The organism is Sorangium sp. So ce1335 (assembly GCF_051521615.1).
Taxonomy (GTDB): Bacteria; Myxococcota_A; Polyangia; order Polyangiales; family Polyangiaceae; genus Sorangium.
This window is the reverse complement of sequence record NZ_CP150363.1, coordinates 3,336,761-3,352,715: the sequence shown is the minus strand read 5'-3', so window position 1 is coordinate 3,352,715 and position 15,955 is coordinate 3,336,761. Positions and strand designations below refer to the sequence as shown.

Sequence of the window (15,955 nt, the reverse complement as noted above, 5' to 3'; positions counted from 1 at the left end):
GGAGCGATCTCGCCGAGCCCACCTCCGCCGCAAGGCCGAGGTGCAGTGTCCCACGGGCGCGGGAGATGGTGAGGAGGGGGCCATATGAGGGGGTATAGCGGCCGGAGGGGAGGCGGCGGGGTGCTTCGTGTCGAGGCGTTCACTCCGCCCGGTGCGGCAGAGATCCCGCCCTAGCCGGGACGCCGATGTCACGCGCCGGTTGCGCCGCCATGCTCGTTGCCTCCCTGGCAACGGCCACGGCGCACGCGGATACGCCTCGGTCTGAATCACGACGGGAACCGCAGCAAGCGCAACGGGAGACGCAGGAGGAAGATCAGATGGTGCGCGGCGAGCTCTCCGCGTCCCCGCTGCTCGCGGCGGGACTCCTGCCCGCGATCGCCGGAGGGGCGTCGTTCGCGACGACGTTCCGCTGGCCGAGCCTGTCGATCTCCGTCGAGGCGCGCATGCTCACCTCGCTGGCGGACACCTTCGCCGATGGCGTCGTCGTGCACGCGAGCCTCGCGATGCCGGCGCTCGACCTCTGCGGTCACCGCGGGGTCCTCTCGGTGTGCGCCGTCTTCGACGCCGGCGAGCTGCAGATATCGAGCGATCCGGATGTCCGCATCCAGACGCGCAAGCCGTGGGTCAGCTCGGTCGGGCTGCGGGCCGCCGGAGACTGGCCGTTCTCCGACCACCTGTCGCTGCGCGGGTTCGCCGAGCTGCGCACGAACCACAGCCGTCCATCGCTGTGGGTGAACAACAGGGAGATATGGCAGGTCCCGCCGCTCTCCGCGGTGGTGGGCGTCGGGGTGGTGCTGCCCGTGGACGCGCTGTAGCGGAGGCACATGGCCGCGTCTCCGGGGGGGTGATGCGGCCGATTCGTTCTCGAACCCTGGCCTGGACGAGCGCGTCATCACGCCGCGATGAGCATCATGTCAGCAACACCAGCGAGGAACACCGGGACCGGCAGAGCAGCGCCGAGGCGGCCGAGGGCCCTCGGGCCGGCGTGCCTGGCCGTGGCGGCCACAGCCCTGCTCTCGCCGTGGCGCGCCGCGGCCGCGCCGCCGCGGGTCGCGGTGGAGCTCGAGGTGCGGCGCGCGCCGGGGACCGAGCGCTGCCCCGGCGAGGAGCTCTTGCGCGAGGAGATGGCCCGGCAGCTCGGCTACGACCCGGTGGAGCCCTCGGCGGCGCTGCAGGCCAGGACGCTCATCTTCCGCGGCCCCGGCCGGGAGGTGCACGCGACCCTGGAGATCCACGACGCGGAGGGCGCCGTCACCTGGTCGCGCCACCTGGTCGCCTACAACGACGATTGCACGGAGCTCGTCATGAACATGGCGCTCTCGCTGCGCGTCGCGCTCGATCCGCGCCTGCGCGTGCAGCCCGCGCTCGACCCAGCGCTCTCGCCGTCCGCGCCGCCCCTGCCGCTCTCGTCGCCCGTGGAGGCCGCGGCCGAGCTGCCCCCGCCCGCCGCAGGGCCCGACCTCACGGCCGGGCTCGCGCTGGCCTCGGTGTTCGGGCTCCTGCAGGACACGACCCCGGGAGCGGGGCTCCACCTCGCGCTCCGCTATCCCTCCTTTTCGCTCGGCGTGGAGGGCAGCGCCCAGTGGCCCGCCGAGATGAAGGTCGACCGGGGATCCGTCGCGACCTGGCTCGCCACGGCGAGCGCGGTGCCGTGCACCCGGGCGAGTCACCTCTTCGCGTGCGCCTTCGTGTCGATCGGGGTCGTGACGACCGCCGCCACGGACGTCGCGATCAACGAGGCATCGGCGCTCTGGCTCGCCACGGGGCCGCGCGCCGGCTTCGAGATGCGGCTCAGCCGTCTGTTCACCGTCCAGGCCTACGGAGACATCGTGCTCCGTCTCTCGGAGTTCCGCATAGAGACCCCGACAGCCGTCCTCTGGGCGCCGCCCGCGGTTGGCGGGCTCGTCGGTCTCCGGCTCGACGTCAGCCTCAGCGCGGTGCGCGGGGCGCGCCCGCCGCGCGCTGAGCTCGCTCGGGGGCCGTGGGCACCGCACTGACAGGCTTCTTCGCGACGGCAGCGCCTCGGCGCTCGAGGGGGGAACGAAAGGGAACGAGGGACGAGGGGGAAACAGATGGGGGCAGCGTCACGCAAGAGCACGTCCGAGGAACCTTCCCACGCCCTGATGGCGGCGATCACCGACGAGCACTTCTCGTTCATCGCCCGCTACCTCGCGCGCCTCGGGGTCCGCGCGCAGGACATCGACGATGTCGCCCAGGAGGTGCTCGCCGGTGCCTACCGCGCGCTGCCGCGGTTCGATCCGAGCCGGGGCAGCGTGCGGTCGTGGCTCATGGGCATCGCGACCCACCAGGCGTCGAACCACTTCCGGCGAGCCCACCGCCGGCGCGAGCGCCTCCGGCCGCTCGACGACCTCGAGGCGCTCCCCGACGCGACCCCCGACTCCGAGCAGCGCGCGATCGCGAGGGACCGGCGCGGCGTGCTCGACAAGCTGCTCGAGGAGGTGCCGCTGGAGCGCCGCTGCGTGTTCGTCGCCCACGAGATCGAGGAGATCGACATGGCCGAGATCGCGCAGCAGCTCTCGATCCCCCTCAGCACCGCGTGGAGCCGGCACCGGCTCGCCTGGCTCGACATCGAGGCGGCGATGCGGCGGTGGCAGGCGCGGCAGCGCGGCCGCGGCCTCGCGCTCATCCCCTTCGGCGCCGGCGCGCTGGTGCAGGAGGCGCGCGCCGGTCGCGACGCCGCGGGCACGCTGCTCGCGCGGCTCTACCGCCGCGCCCGCGGCGCGCTCTGGCCGCGGCGGTCCGCCTTCGCAGGCGGCGCCCCCGCGCGGGCCGGCGCGCTCCACGCTGCCGCGGGCGTGGCCGTCCCGCTGGCAGGCGCCGCGGTGTCGCTCGCGATCGTGCTGGGCGCGCTGTACGCCGCCGTGCCCCGGGCCCCCGCCGGACCGCACGGCGCGACCGCGCCCGCCATGGCCGCGGTCGCGCCGCCGCCCGCAGGCGCAGCGCCGCCGCCCGCAGGCGCAGCGCCGCCGCCCGCAGGCGCAGCGCCGCCGCCCGCAGGCGCAGCGCCGCCGCCCGCAGGCGCAGCGCCGCCGCCCGCAGGCGCAGCGCCGCCGCCGAACGCCGCGGCGGCGCTGGACGTCCCGCGGGGCGGCGCAGGCGCTGGCGTTGCGAGCGCCTCCGCCGCGGTCGCGCGAGCGGGCGGCGCGGCGCTCTCCGCGCGAGGGGCCGCGCTCCGTTCAGCCGGCGGCGCGGCCCCGCCCACGGCCGCTGCGCGCGCCGCCGCCGCGAGGGATCAGGAGATCGCCGCGGAGCGCGCCCTCATCGACGGCGCGATCGCGGCGTTCGCGAGAGGACACCACGCGGAGGCGAACCGCCTCCTCATCGAGCATGGGAATCGGTTCCCCGTCGGCCGCCTGACCGCCGAGAGGAACGCGGCGTTGCGCGCGCTCCGCGCGAGGGCCGCGACGAGTCCGCCCTCCACGGCATTCTAGATCGACGCGCGGCCGCGTCCGGCGCAGCGATCCAGATCAGAAGACCGCCATGACACCAGGAGAGCGCCGAGCCCTCTTTGCCGGGCGCCCTCACGCTCCTCCGCGCTGTCGCGCGGAGGTCACACGTCCATGGCGATTGCGGGGGGAAGCGCCGGCGATCGGGCGCGCACAGAAGGACCTTTTTCAGGGGGTGATGACGTTTCTTTGAGATGGGAGATCGGCTCCACCTAACCAAGCGGGCATGGGACAACCGCACCGCACCTCCGCTCCGCTGATGCCGCTGGATCGACAGCGCGCCTTCGTCCGGCTCTTCCGGGGCAAGACTTACGACGCTGTCTGGAACTGGCTCAAGCGGCTCGGGGTCCCCCGCCGCGACAGGCGAGACATCCTCCAGGACGTTTTCCTTGCGGGATACCAGAGCTTCCCCACGTACGATCCGCTGCGCGCGCGGCCGGAGCGGTGGCTCAACAGGATCACGGTGCACGTGGCCGCCCACTACCGCGACCGGGCGCACCACCGGCGCGAGGAGCTGTCCTCCGGCGGGCCCCCGCGCGTCGCCGATGAGCGGCCGAACGCCGAGGAGCAGATGGACGCGGAGCAGACCCGCTCGCTCATCCTGTCGCACCTCGGCTCGCTCCAGGCGGAGGAGCAGCGGATCTTGATCGAGCACGACATCGAAGGCGTGCCGATGGCGATCGTCGCGGAGCAGCACGGCATTCCCCTGTCGACGGCCTACAAGTGGCGCACGCGCGCGATCGCCGCGCTGCGCGCGGAGCTGGAGGAGCCGCGTGCAGAGCCGAAGCGCCGGCGACCGCCTCGCCCCGAAGCGCGCGCCGCCGGAGAGCCCGCAGCGCGCCCCGCAGGTCGCACCGCCGGCGAGCCCGCAGCGCGCCCCGCAGGCCGCACCGCCGGCGAGCCCGCAGCGCGACCCGCAGGCCGCACCGCCGGCGAGCCCGCTGCGCGACCCGTAGCGCGACCCGCAGGCCGCACTGCCGGCGAGCCCGGAGCGCGACCCGCAGCGCGCGCCGCCCGCGAGCCCGCCGCGCGATCGGCCGCGCCGCCCGGGCGATCCGCCCGCGCGACCCACGCGACCCCAGGGCCCGCCGCGGCGCCCCGCCAGCCGTTTCCGGGCGGCGGCCCGCTCCGCCCGAGGCGCGGCGCCGAGCAGCTGCACGCGCCGGCGGACGCGTGAGCCGCCGCGCACGGCGACGGCAGGCGCGCCCGCCCGCTCCGGCCGGGATCCGGCCGAAAATCACCAGAACCCGCCAGAACCGGCAAAAATCGGCGCGATCCGGCGACGAACCGAGCGCCAGGGACGCGCCGGCAGCCCGCGGGCGCCCCGAGAAATCTTCAGGCGGATCGGAACCGCTCGGCCCCGATCGAGACCGGGCGACAGACAGAAGACAGTCGGGCGACGACCGCCAGAAAGCGCGTCCGTCCAACGCGCAGGTAGTCGGGGCATATCGCAACGCGCTATGCTGGAACCTCAACGATGTACTACTCGACCGACGACCTTCGTATTGCAGGGCTGAGGCCCTTGATCCCCCCCGCGATCCTTATCGAAGAGATCCCCGTCAGCCCCGCGGCCTCGGAGACGGTCGCGTTCGCGCGCAAGGCCGCCGAGCGCATCATCTCGGGCGAGGACGACCGGCTCCTCGTGGTGGTGGGCCCCTGCTCGATCCATGACCCCAAGGCCGCCCTGGAGTACGCCGCGCGGCTCCGCGAGCAGCGCGACCGGCTGAGCGACGACCTGCTCGTGATCATGCGCGTCTACTTCGAGAAGCCGCGCACCACGGTCGGCTGGAAGGGGCTCATCAACGACCCCGACCTCGACGGGAGCTTCTCGATCAACAAGGGGCTCCGCGTCGCCCGCGGCCTGCTCCGCGACATCGCCGAGCTCGGGCTCGCGAGCGCGACCGAGTTCCTCGACACGATCTCGCCGCAGTTCATCGCCGACTTCATCTCCTGGGGGGCGATCGGCGCGCGCACGACCGAGAGCCAGATCCACAGGGAGCTCGCCTCCGGCCTGTCGTGCCCCGTCGGCTTCAAGAACAGCACCGAGGGCGACGTCCAGATCGCCGTCGACGCCGTGCGGGCCGCGCGCGAGGCGCACCATTTCCTGTCCGTGACGAAGCAGGGGATCTCGGCGATCGTGGCCACGCGCGGCAACCCCGCGTGCCACGTGATCCTGCGCGGCTCGCAGCGCGGGCCGAACTACGCGCCGGAGCAGGTCCGCGAGGCCGCCGACCGCCTGACCAAGGCGGGCCTGCCGCGCCGGCTCATGGTCGACTGCAGCCACGGCAACAGCCAGAAGGATCCGGCGCGCCAGCGGTCCGTGGCCGAGAGCCTCGCCGACCAGCTCCGCTCCGGCTCGCGGGACATCCTCGGCGTGATGATCGAGAGCCACCTCGTCGGCGGCAGGCAGGATCTCGCGCCGGGCAAGCTCCCCACCTACGGCCAGAGCATCACCGACGCGTGCCTCGGCTGGGACGACACCGTGCCCGTGCTCGATCTGCTCGCCCAGGCGGTGCGCGACCGGCGGGCCAGCAAGGCCGCCTGATCCCGGCGCGCTGGCCTGCGCCGCGGCCCGCCCGGGTCGCTGCGCGGCCCGCCGGGGTTGCTGCGCGGCCCGCCCGGGTTGCGGCATCATGGGGCATGCGGTTCCCCTGCCCCGACCTCGATCCCCCCTACTACGCCGTCATCTTCACCTCGCGCCGCACGCCCGGAGACGACGGCTACGGCGCGACGGGCGAGCGCATGGAGGCCCTCGCCCGGGAACAGCCCGGCTTCCTCGGCATCGAGAGCGTGCGCTCGGCCGACGGCCACGGGATCACGGTCTCCTACTGGCGCGACCTCGAGTCGATCCGGGCGTGGCGGCAGCACGAGGAGCACCGCGCCGCGCAGGCGCGCGGGCGCGCGGACTGGTACGAGGCCTACGAGGTGCGCGTCTGCCGCGTCGAGCGCGCGTACGGCGCCGACCGGCAGCGCGCCTGAGCCGGGCCGAAGGCGGCGCGCCGGCCCCGCGCGCCGGCCCCGCGCGCCGCGGGCCAGGGAGCCGGGCGGCGCGCGCCGGATCCGTAGCGCCCGCCTGTCGCGTGGACGGACGCATGGACGGCGCTGTGCGCTCGCGGCGCGGCGCGGCGCGCCCAGCCACGGTCGCTCGCCGACGCGCGCGCCCCCTGCCGCGCCGGCGCACGACTTGCTATGCACCCGGAGCATCTTGGAAGGAACCGCCATCGCCTCGGAGCTCCTCGTCATCCTGGCCCTCGTGCTCGTGAACGGCATCTTCGCGGGCGCCGAGATCGCGGTCGTCACCCTCCGCAAGACGCGGCTCGACCAGCTCGTGCAGTCGGGGAGCCGCCGGGCGCGCGCGGTGAAGCGGCTCCGGGACAACCCCGAGCGCTTCCTCGCCACGGTGCAGATCGGCATCACCGTCGTCGGCGCGACCGCGAGCGCCTTCGGCGGGTCGACCCTGGCGCGGGAGCTCACGCCGGTGCTCCAGGCCGTGCCGTGGATCGGGGACGCCGGGGAGGAGCTCGCGCTCGCCGCGGTCGTCGCGCTCGTCTCTTTCCTCTCGCTCGTCCTCGGCGAGCTCGTCCCGAAGTCGCTCGCCCTCCGGAGCGCCGAGCCGTACGCGATGCTCGTCGGCCCGCCGCTCCGCGGTCTGTCGTCGCTCGCCCGCCCGCTCGTCTGGCTGCTCACGGCGAGCTCGAACCTGGTGCTGCGGCTCTTCGGCGACCGCACGAACTTCGTCGAGGCGCGCATCTCGCCCGAGGAGATCCAGCAGATCGTCGACGACGCCGCCGAGGCGGGCTCCGTCGACAAGCGCGCCGGCGAGATCGCCTCCCGCGCCCTCGATTTCGCCGGGCTCACCGCGCTCCAGGTGATGCTCCCGCGCGGCCGCGTCGTGGCGCTGCCGCGCGGGGCGACCGCGGCGGAGGTGCAGCGCACCGTGCTGGATCACGGCCACACGCGGATGCCGGTCTACGAGGGCTCGGCCGACAACGTGATCGGCTACGTCACGATCCAGGAGGTGCTCGCGCTCCTGTGGAGCGACGGGCAGTTCTCGCTGGAGAGCGTCCTCCGCCCCGCGTACTTCGTGATCGGGTCGATGCCGGCCGTCGATCTGCTCGCCGAGATGAAGCGGCGCCGGCTCCAGCTCGCCGTCGTCGTCGACGAGCTGGGCGGCATGATCGGCATCGTCACGATGGAGGACCTCGTCGAGGAGCTCGTCGGCGAGATCTTCGCCGAGAACGAGGCGCACGCGCGATCGCAGGAGACGATCCAGCGCGAGCCGGACGGGTCGGCGCTCGTGCCCGGGGACATGCCGGTCCACGAGCTGAGCCGGCAGCTCGACATCGCGCTGCCGGACGACGCGCGCTGGTCCACGGTCGCCGGCCTCTGCATGGGGCTCGCCCGGCGCATCCCCGCGCCGGGCGACGTCGTGACGACCCCGGACGGGGCGGAGCTCCACATCGTCGACGCGAGCCCCCGGCAGATCCGCACGGTGCGGGTCCGCGTCCCGCCGCCGCCCCCGGACGACCTCGACGACGAGGCGCGCGGCGGCGAGGGCTGAGCGCGTCAGGCGGCGGGCGCCGGCGCGGCCCCGGCGGACCTCCGCTGGAAGTAGTCGACCACCACGTAGCGCCGCGCGAGGAGCCCGAACACGACGGCGGCGACGAAGATGAGCGCCGCGAAGAACAGGTACTGCATCGCGCCCGTGAACACGTTGAGCGCCGCGACGCCCGCGGTGATCAGGTTGCCCACGGTCACGGTGAGGTTCCAGAAGCTCATGATGGTGCTCTTCATCTCGCGCGGCGCCTGGGAGTAGGCGAACTCGAGGCCCGTGGTGGACACGAGCACCTCGGCGAACGTGATGAGCACGTAAGGCCCGGCCTGCCAGAGCACGCTGGGCCGGCCGCCCGAGGTCATCGCGAGCTCGATGGCGGCGACCGCGACGAACGAGAGCCCCGCGGTCGCCATGCCCGCCGTCATGCGGCCGAGCGCCGAGAGCCGGAACCCCCGCCGCTCGAGGGCCGGGTACAGGATCATCGTGTTGAACGGGATGATCAGCATCACGAGCAGCGGGTTGAGCGCCATGAGCTGCGCCGGGGCGAGCCGGTGGCCGAGGACCTCGAGATCCATGCGCGTCGCCTGCACGACCCAGGTCGACCCCTTCTGGTCGAACAGCGCCCAGAACACGGGGATCGGGGCGAAGATCGTCATCACCCGCAGGACGGCCCTGGCCCCCTCGATCGCGCCCTCGGGGTGCCTGCCGCGCGCCGCGTCGAGGAAGTGCCCGCGCCCGGCGTCGCCGTCCCCGTCACGCCGGCCCCGGGCGGCGTCCCGGAGGACGCGGAGGAACGAGTGCGGGTTCTTGCCGGTCGGGGGCACGTGGACGTACCTGTCGCGCCCCATCCAGAACACGAGCGTCGCGACCAGCATCAGCCCGCCGGGGATCCCGAACGCCACCCGCGCCCCGAACCACTCGAGCGTCTTCGGGATCAGCGCCGAAGCGAAGAACGATCCGAAGTTGATGATCCAGTAGAAGAGGGCGAACACGTGCTTGACGAGGTGCTTGTTCTCCTCCGAGAACTGGTCGCCGACGTGCGCCGAGACGCACGGCTTGATCCCGCCCGAGCCGAGGGCGATGAGCGCGAGCCCAGCGTAGAAGCCGGTGGGGCTCTCCTCGAAGATCGCGAGGCACGCGTGCCCCGCGCAGTAGACGAGCGAGAGCCAGAGGATCGTCCGGTACTTGCCGAGGAAGCGGTCGGAGAGGAAGCCGCCGAGGAGCGGGAAGAAATAGCAGGCGCTCACGAACAGGTGGTAATTGGCCTTCGCCACGTGCTCGTGGATCAACATGTAGTTGATCATGAAGAACGTTAAGATGTTCTTCATGCCGTAGAAGCTGAAGCGCTCGCACCCCTCGTTGCCGATGATGTACTTGATCTGCGGGGGGAACTTGTCCGTGCTCGAAGCGGTTTGCGTCATGGCAGGCCCTCGCGCGCGCCTCGCCGTGTAGACCGCCGCCCGCGCCCCGGCAATCCGCGGCCCCCGCTCCCGTCCCGGAAAGAGCCGTTGTGGGCGGCGAGCGCCGCGCACGGCGGCGGACAGAGCGGCGGGCGTGGAGCGGCCCTCACGGGCGCGCCGCGCCTGCCCGCGTCGCCGCGTCGGGGCGCGCTCTCCAGATGTTCCCGCGCCCACAGCGCGACCCCGCGGCCCGGTGCGAAATGCCCCGCTGCGGCGCCACGCCGCGGAGACGCCGCCGCGCCCCGGCCTGCGGCGCCGTGAAGCGCGGTACGCGCATTGCTTTTATCACCCGAGGATCGTCGAGCAGGCATCGAGAGATTTCATGACCAGGCGACGCGGCCGACCGCCCGGCGCGCGGTCGTCGGCGTCTCCCGCTCCGTGACGCGCCGCTCGCGCGCATCCAGCAGGAGCCAGACAGATGAAGTGGTCATTCAGGGTCGCCCGGGTCGCCGGAATCGACGTCAACGTGCACGCGACGTTCGGCCTCATCCTCGCCGTCGGCGCGCTGCAGTGGAGCGGCCGCCACGGCGCCCGGGGGGCGCTGTTCGGCGCCGCGCTGATGCTGGCGCTCTTCGCCTGCGTGGCCCTGCACGAGCTCGGTCACAGCCTCGTGGCCCGGCGCTTCGGGCTCACGGTGCGCGAGATCCTGCTCCTGCCCATCGGCGGCGTCGCCATGCTCTCGGGCCGCCCGCAGAAGCCGCTCCACGAGCTGCTCATCGCGCTCGCCGGCCCCGCCGTGAACGTCGTCCTCGCCGCGCTGCTCCTCGTCGCGAGCGGCCTCTTCGGCTTCCTCCCGGCGCTCTCGGAGCTCGGGTCGGCGGCCTCGACCCCCTCGCTGCCGACGGCGGTCCTCTGGCTCCTCGGCGCCAACGTGGCGCTCGCGCTGTTCAACATGATCCCCGCCCTGCCCCTCGACGGCGGGCGCGTGCTCCGGGCGGGGCTGTCGATGGCCGTCGGCCAGGCGCGCGCGACGTCCGCGGCCTCCGTCATCGGGCAGGTCATCGCCGTCGGCCTGTTCGCCGTCGCCGTGTTCACCGGCCACCTCGTGCTCGCCTTCATCTCGGTGATCGTCTTCCTCGGCGCCGCGCAGGAGCGGGCCGCGGAGCGCGCGAGCTCGGTCCTCGGCGGCGTCCCCGTCGGGCGCGCCTACAACCGCCGCGCGATCGCCCTCGCGCCCTGCGACCGCGTTCACGACGCCGCCGAGCACATCCTCACGACGTACCAGTCCGATTTCGCCGTCCTGCTCGAGGGGGAGCCGATCGGCGTCCTGACGCGCGCCGACGTGATCCGCGCGCTCGCCGAGGGCGCGGGCAGCGCCTACGTCGCCGGGATCATGCGGCGCGACGTCGTCCGCGTGGACGCCGAGCGCTCGCTCGACGAGGTGGCGCGGCTCATGTCCGAGAAGGGCGCCCCTGTGGTCGCGGTGTACGACGGTGAGCGATACCTGGGCCTCATCGGCCGCGACGACGTGGCCGAGGCGCTCACGCTCCTCCAGTTCCTTCCGGCCTCGCGGCTGGGCGGCGCGGCGTCGTCGGCGGCGCCGCGCACGCAGTGGACCTGAGGCGCGCGCGACGCGAGACAGCCGCGGGGCCGCCGCGGCCGTGACGCATGACGGCGAGCGCCGCGCGCGAGCCGTCTTCGCGCGCCCGCGAGCCGCGTTCGCGCGCCCGCGAGCATTGACAGCCTGGAAGGCCATCGGCGTATCCTCCCGGTAGCTGCTCTTCACGACCCCCGTCGCCGGCATCTCTGCCGAGGGAAGGCTCATGCAAAAGGTCAGATCGCGCTCCAGGCTCGCGCCGACGTACACCCTGCTCTGGCTCGCCGCGGCGGTGCTCGCCTCCGTGGCGTCGTGCTCGGACGGCGGCATCACCACCCCGCCCACGTGCGCCGCGCCGCTCGCCTCGTGCGATGACGTCTGCGTCGACACGTCGTACGATCACGACCATTGCGGCGGCTGCGGCATCGCCTGCGAGGACGGCCAGACCTGCGTCGAGGGCGCCTGCGTCGGCTGCGACGACGGCCAGACGGCGTGCGGCGACGGCTGCTTCGATCTCGAGAGCGACGAGGCGCACTGCGGGGGCTGTAACAGCGCCTGCGACGACGGGCAGACCTGCGAGGACGGCGTCTGCCAGGACGAGGACGAGTGCGGCTCGGGGCTCACGACCTGCGGCGGCGCGTGCGTCGACACCGAGACCGCCGAGGCGCACTGCGGCGGCTGCGGCAACGCGTGCGACGACGGGCAGACCTGCGAGGACGGCGTCTGCCAGGACGAGGACGCATGCGGCTCGGGGCTCACGACCTGCGGCGGCGAGTGCGTCGACACCGAGACGGACGAGGCGAACTGCGGCGAATGCGGCACCGAGTGCAACGCCTCGCAGGTCTGCCAGTCCGGGATGTGCGCGTGCACGGTCGGCCCGGGCCGCGACCTCGGCAGCGCGGTGCCTCAGATCGTGAACGGCACGACGGCCGGCGGGTCGAGCACCTACGCCCCCACGTGCGTGGCCACGAGCTCGAGCGAGCGCATCTACTCGTTCACCGCCGCGACCGCGGGCGTCTACTCGTTCGACAGCACGGGCTCGGGGTACAACGTCGTCCTCGCCCTGCTCGACGCGGCGGGCTGCTCCGAGCTCGCCTGCAGCGCCGACCCGGGCGCCGCGGTCGTCACGGCCGACCTGGCCATGGGCCAGACCGTCTTCATCGTCGTCGACGGCGCCGACGGCGAGACGGGCACCTTCGAGCTGAGCATCACGCGGCAGAGCGCCCCGAGCTGCCCGGCGGGCACGCTCGAGTCCGCGGTGCCGCTGACGATCACCGGCAGCACGGTCGGCCGGCCCAACAGCGCGAGCCCGACCGCGACGGCGGAGTGCGGCGTCGCGGAGAGCCCCGACGCGGGGTACGCGTTCACGGCGCCGGTCACCGGCGACTACGTGTTCGACACGTATGGCTCCGCGTTCGACACGGTGATCCACGTGCGCGACGGGTTCTGCCGGGGGCCCCAGCTCGGGTGCAACGACGACACCGAGGTCGAGCAGTCGGAGGTCACGGTGCGGCTCGAGGCGGGCCAGACCGTCGTGGTCATGGTGGACGGCTCCCGCGACACGTCGGCGGGCGCGTTCACGCTCAACATCCGGCGGGCCGTCCCGCCGCCCGTCTGCGACGGCAGGGGCGTGTGCGGCGATTCCACCGAGGGGTGCGTGGCGTGCGCGTTCGAGGGCAACTGCGCGGACGAGCTCCGGGCGTGCACCGACAGCGAGGCCTGCCTCGAGTACGTGAGCTGCATCCGCACGTGCCGCCCGGGCGCGGAGTGCGACGCCTGCAGGACGGGGGACCCGGAGAGCGCCGCGATCTTCGACGCGGCCCTCACCTGCGCCCTCTGCAACGAGTGCCCGCTCGACTGCGCCGGGACCGACGAGATCGCGTGCCCGTGAGCGCGCGGACGCGTTAGAAGCGCTGCGCCGCCCGTGGTAGGACCGCGCCGATGCGGCGCATCCTCCACGGGCACTTCTGGACGATCGCTCCCTGGCTCAAGCATCAGCTTCGCGCCCCCGCGCTCCCCCCGTCCTCCCCCTTCTCGGTCCACGTCGACGAGTCTCCTGCGGGGCCCGTCCGGCTGCTCGGCAGGATCCGCCACCGGGACGGCGCGCGGGCGATCCTCGTCGTCGTGCACGGGCTCGGCGGCACGGCCGAGAGCTACTACGTGGTCTCGGCCGCCGCGGAGGCCGAGCGCGCCGGGCTCGCGTCGCTCCGCATCAACCTCCGCGGCGCCGGCGGCGACGGGGCCGGCATCTACCACGCCGGCCTGTTCTCCGACCTGCACGCCGCCATCGCCTCCCCCGAGCTGGCCCGGTACGAGCGCGTGCTCCTCGTCGGCTACTCGATCGGCGGGCACCTCGCGCTCCGCTACGCCGCCTCCGGCGCGCACGACCCGCGGCTGCGCGCCGTGGCGGCCATCTGCCCGCCGCTCGATCTCGCGCGGTCCGTCGCCGCGATCGACAGGCCGGAGCGCTGGCTGTACCGCCGCCACGTGCTGTCGGGGCTGAAGGAGATGTACGCGGCCGTGGCGTCCTGCCGCGACGTGCCCCTGCCCCTGCGCGAGGCGCTCGCGATCCGCACGATCCGCGAGTGGGACCGGCGCATCATGACGCGCTGGTTCGGCTACGAGAGCCCCGAGGCGTACTACGCGCGCGAGAGCGCGGCCCCGCGCCTGCGCGATCTCGGCGTCCCGTCGCTGCTCGTCGCCACCGAGGCCGATCCGATGGTGCCGCTCGACACGGTGCGACCGGTGCTCGAGGCCTACCCGGTGTCGCCGCTCCTCGACGTCCAGTGGCTCGAGCTCGGCGGGCACGTCGGCTTCCCGCAGACGCTGAGCCTCGGGTTCGGGGCCGTGCCGGGCCTGGAGTCCCAGGTCATCCACTGGCTCGAGCGGCACTGAGCCGCGAGCGCGCCGCACCGACGCGCGAGCGCGCCGCACTGAGCCGCGAGCGCGCCGCACTGAGCCGCGAGCGCGCCGCACCGACGCGCGAGCGCGCCGCCGCGGAGCGGGTCCCGGCGCCGCTTCACCCAGGCGGCGCGGCGGGCCCGAGCGCGAAGATGTCGACGTCGACACCAGGGCTGTAGAGCACGTGCGGCGCCCCCTCGGTCGCGGGCAGGCCGGCCGCGGCGACGACGCTCTCCTCGACGTGGCTCACCTCGGCCCGGTGGAGCGGATAGGGCGCGTGGTGCACCTGGCCGACCCGGAGCTCGCCCCGGTGCGCGGCGAACAGCAGGTAACGCTCGGCGAGGAAGTGCTCGAACGTCCCAGGCGCCGCGGTGCCGATGGGCTCGCCGACGCGGTAGCGCGCCTCGAAGCGCGCGGGCACGGGGCCGGGCCAGCGCCGCTCGCTTCGATACTGGACCTCGCCGCCCCGCGCCTCGATGTCCATCGAGGCGAAGTGATACGGCAGATGCCATCCCGCCCGGGCGATCATCACCGCGATCGCCTTGGCCGCGTCCAGGCTGAAGAACCACACGCCGGGGTCCCGGCCGTCCCGGTGCACGTAGGTGCGGACGTTGAGCTCGTGAAAGTTCGAGATCCCCGGCACGCTCGGCGACCACCACGGGGTGACGTCGCGCATCGTGAAGGCGACGACGCCGACGTAGGCCCTGCCCTCGAAGGTGTCGAGCGTGAGGCCGGGCGGCACCACGGCGCGGAGCGCGGCGACCGGCGTCTCCCAGTGGAGGAAGAGCAGCTCTCGCCAGCGCTGGAAGCCTGCCGGGCGGCCGCGAGGGCGCAGCGTGGGAGCGAGCCGATCCATGGCCTGGAGGATAGGGCAGCGCGGGCCAAAGATCCCCCCTCGCGGCGGGCGACGCCATGGGGATATCCTGCCGGCGGAAGCACACGAAACACGAAGCAGACCCAGCAGACGAAGACGGCCGGCGGCGGCAGCGGTCGACGCCGGCGGCGACCAGGCGGACGGAGCGGAGGGCAGGATGAAGAAGCTCATCAACGCGCCGGAAGATCTCGTCGGCGAGGCGGTCGAGGGCATGGCGCTGGCGCACGCCGATCTCCTCCGGGTGAACACCGCGCCGCTCTTCGTCACGCGCGCGGCGCCGAAGGAGAAGGGCAAGGTCGCCCTCGTCTCGGGCGGCGGCAGCGGGCACGAGCCGCTCCACGCCGGGTTCGTCGGGCGCGGCATGCTCGACGCCGCCTGCCCGGGGGCCGTGTTCACGAGCCCGACGCCGGATCAGATCGCCGAGGCGACGCGGGCGGTCGACGCCGGCGCCGGCGTGCTCCACATCATCAAGAACTACACCGGCGACGTGATGAATTTCGAGATGGCCGCCGAGCTCGCGCGCGAGGAGGGCATCTCGGTCGAGGGCGTGCTCGTGAACGACGATGTGGCGGTCGAGGACAGCCTCTACACGGCCGGGCGGCGCGGCGTGGGGACGACCGTCCTCGCCGAGAAGATCTGCGGCGGCGCCGCCGAGGCGGGGCGGCCGCTCGACGAGGTGGCGGCGCTGTGCCGGCGCGTCAACGCGCGCGGCCGCAGCATGGGGATCGCGCTCGCCGCCTGCACCGTGCCGCACGCCGGCAAGCCCTCGTTCGAGCTCGGCGCGGGCGAGATGGAGGTCGGCATCGGCATCCACGGCGAGCCCGGCCGGCGGCGCGCCCCGATGGAGCCCGCGGACCGCGTGGCCGAGCTCCTGATGCAGCCCATCCTCGACGACCTGCCGTTCAAGCCCGGCGACGACGTGCTCCTGTTCGTCAACGGCATGGGCGGGACGCCGCTCATCGAGCTCTACGTCGTCTACCGCAAGGCGCACGCGATCGCGCGCGAGCGCGGCCTCAACGTCGCGCGCAGCCTCGTCGGGCCGTACATCACGTCGCTCGAGATGGCCGGCGTGTCGGCGACCCTCCTCCGGCTCGACGACGAGATGATCCGCTGGTGGGACGCGCCCGTGCACACGCCGGCGCTCCGCTGGGGGGCGTGAGC

13 protein-coding genes are annotated in these 15,955 nt (G+C 73.8%); 11 read left to right on the top strand and 2 right to left on the bottom strand.

What is annotated here, in order from left to right:
• Positions 1 to 317 precede the first annotated feature (317 nt).
• The 7 genes from WMF24_RS12575 to WMF24_RS12545 all read left to right on the top strand — a co-directional run bounded on the left by WMF24_RS12575 (position 318) and on the right by WMF24_RS12545 (position 8,028).
• Entirely contained in the window at positions 318 to 815 is a 498-nt protein-coding gene (locus WMF24_RS12575) for a hypothetical protein (RefSeq protein ID WP_437736633.1), read from the top strand.
• A 180-nt stretch (positions 816 to 995) separates the two neighbouring features.
• The gene (locus WMF24_RS12570) at positions 996 to 1,997 is read left to right on the top strand and encodes a hypothetical protein (RefSeq protein WP_437736632.1); all 1,002 of its coding nucleotides are present in this window, start codon (positions 996 to 998) and stop codon (positions 1,995 to 1,997) included.
• A 75-nt stretch (positions 1,998 to 2,072) separates the two neighbouring features.
• Positions 2,073 to 3,452 carry an RNA polymerase sigma factor gene (locus WMF24_RS12565; protein ID WP_437736631.1) on the top strand — a complete coding sequence of 460 codons (1,380 nt, stop codon included), beginning with the start codon at positions 2,073 to 2,075 and terminating at the stop codon, positions 3,450 to 3,452.
• A gap of 241 nt (positions 3,453 to 3,693) precedes the next feature.
• Complete coding sequence (locus WMF24_RS12560; RefSeq protein ID WP_437736630.1) at positions 3,694 to 4,644, top strand: sigma-70 family RNA polymerase sigma factor; 951 nt, start codon at positions 3,694 to 3,696, stop codon at positions 4,642 to 4,644.
• A 300-nt stretch (positions 4,645 to 4,944) separates the two neighbouring features.
• A complete protein-coding gene (locus tag WMF24_RS12555) occupies positions 4,945 to 6,012 on the top strand; it encodes a 3-deoxy-7-phosphoheptulonate synthase (protein WP_437736629.1) in 1,068 nt (355 codons plus the stop codon).
• A gap of 95 nt (positions 6,013 to 6,107) precedes the next feature.
• Positions 6,108 to 6,446 carry an antibiotic biosynthesis monooxygenase family protein gene (locus WMF24_RS12550; protein WP_437736628.1) on the top strand — a complete coding sequence of 113 codons (339 nt, stop codon included), beginning with the start codon at positions 6,108 to 6,110 and terminating at the stop codon, positions 6,444 to 6,446.
• Positions 6,447 to 6,672: 226 nt separating this feature from the next.
• A complete protein-coding gene (locus tag WMF24_RS12545; protein WP_437736627.1) occupies positions 6,673 to 8,028 on the top strand; it encodes a hemolysin family protein in 1,356 nt (451 codons plus the stop codon).
• Between the two features lie 5 nt (positions 8,029 to 8,033).
• Here WMF24_RS12545 and WMF24_RS12540 read toward each other — a convergent pair whose 3' ends face one another.
• The gene (locus WMF24_RS12540; RefSeq protein ID WP_437736626.1) at positions 8,034 to 9,443 is read right to left on the bottom strand and encodes a POT family MFS transporter; all 1,410 of its coding nucleotides are present in this window, start codon (positions 9,441 to 9,443) and stop codon (positions 8,034 to 8,036) included.
• Between the two features lie 457 nt (positions 9,444 to 9,900).
• Here WMF24_RS12540 and WMF24_RS12535 point away from each other — a divergent pair, with 457 nt between their 5' ends.
• The 3 genes from WMF24_RS12535 (at position 9,901) to WMF24_RS12525 (ending at position 13,914) form a co-directional block, all read left to right on the top strand.
• Positions 9,901 to 11,043: a site-2 protease family protein gene (locus WMF24_RS12535; protein WP_437736625.1), complete on the top strand. Its 1,143-nt coding sequence runs from the start codon at positions 9,901 to 9,903 to the stop codon at positions 11,041 to 11,043.
• 202 nt (positions 11,044 to 11,245) lie between these two features.
• Positions 11,246 to 12,910: an MXAN_6577-like cysteine-rich protein gene (locus WMF24_RS12530; RefSeq protein ID WP_437736624.1), complete on the top strand. Its 1,665-nt coding sequence runs from the start codon at positions 11,246 to 11,248 to the stop codon at positions 12,908 to 12,910.
• Between the two features lie 50 nt (positions 12,911 to 12,960).
• Positions 12,961 to 13,914 (top strand): alpha/beta fold hydrolase, encoded by a 954-nt coding sequence (locus WMF24_RS12525; protein ID WP_437736623.1) that lies wholly within the window; start codon positions 12,961 to 12,963, stop codon positions 13,912 to 13,914.
• Positions 13,915 to 14,038: 124 nt separating this feature from the next.
• On the opposite strand, the gene WMF24_RS12520 is transcribed toward WMF24_RS12525, so the two are convergent.
• Positions 14,039 to 14,776, bottom strand: coding sequence for a YqjF family protein (locus WMF24_RS12520; RefSeq protein ID WP_437736622.1), 738 nt, complete (start codon positions 14,774 to 14,776; stop codon positions 14,039 to 14,041).
• A gap of 175 nt (positions 14,777 to 14,951) precedes the next feature.
• Between WMF24_RS12520 and dhaK the strand changes: the two genes are divergently transcribed.
• On the top strand, positions 14,952 to 15,953 hold the full coding sequence (gene dhaK / locus WMF24_RS12515; protein ID WP_437736621.1) for a dihydroxyacetone kinase subunit DhaK: 1,002 nt from the start codon (positions 14,952 to 14,954) through the stop codon (positions 15,951 to 15,953).
• Positions 15,954 to 15,955: the final 2 nt, after the last annotated feature.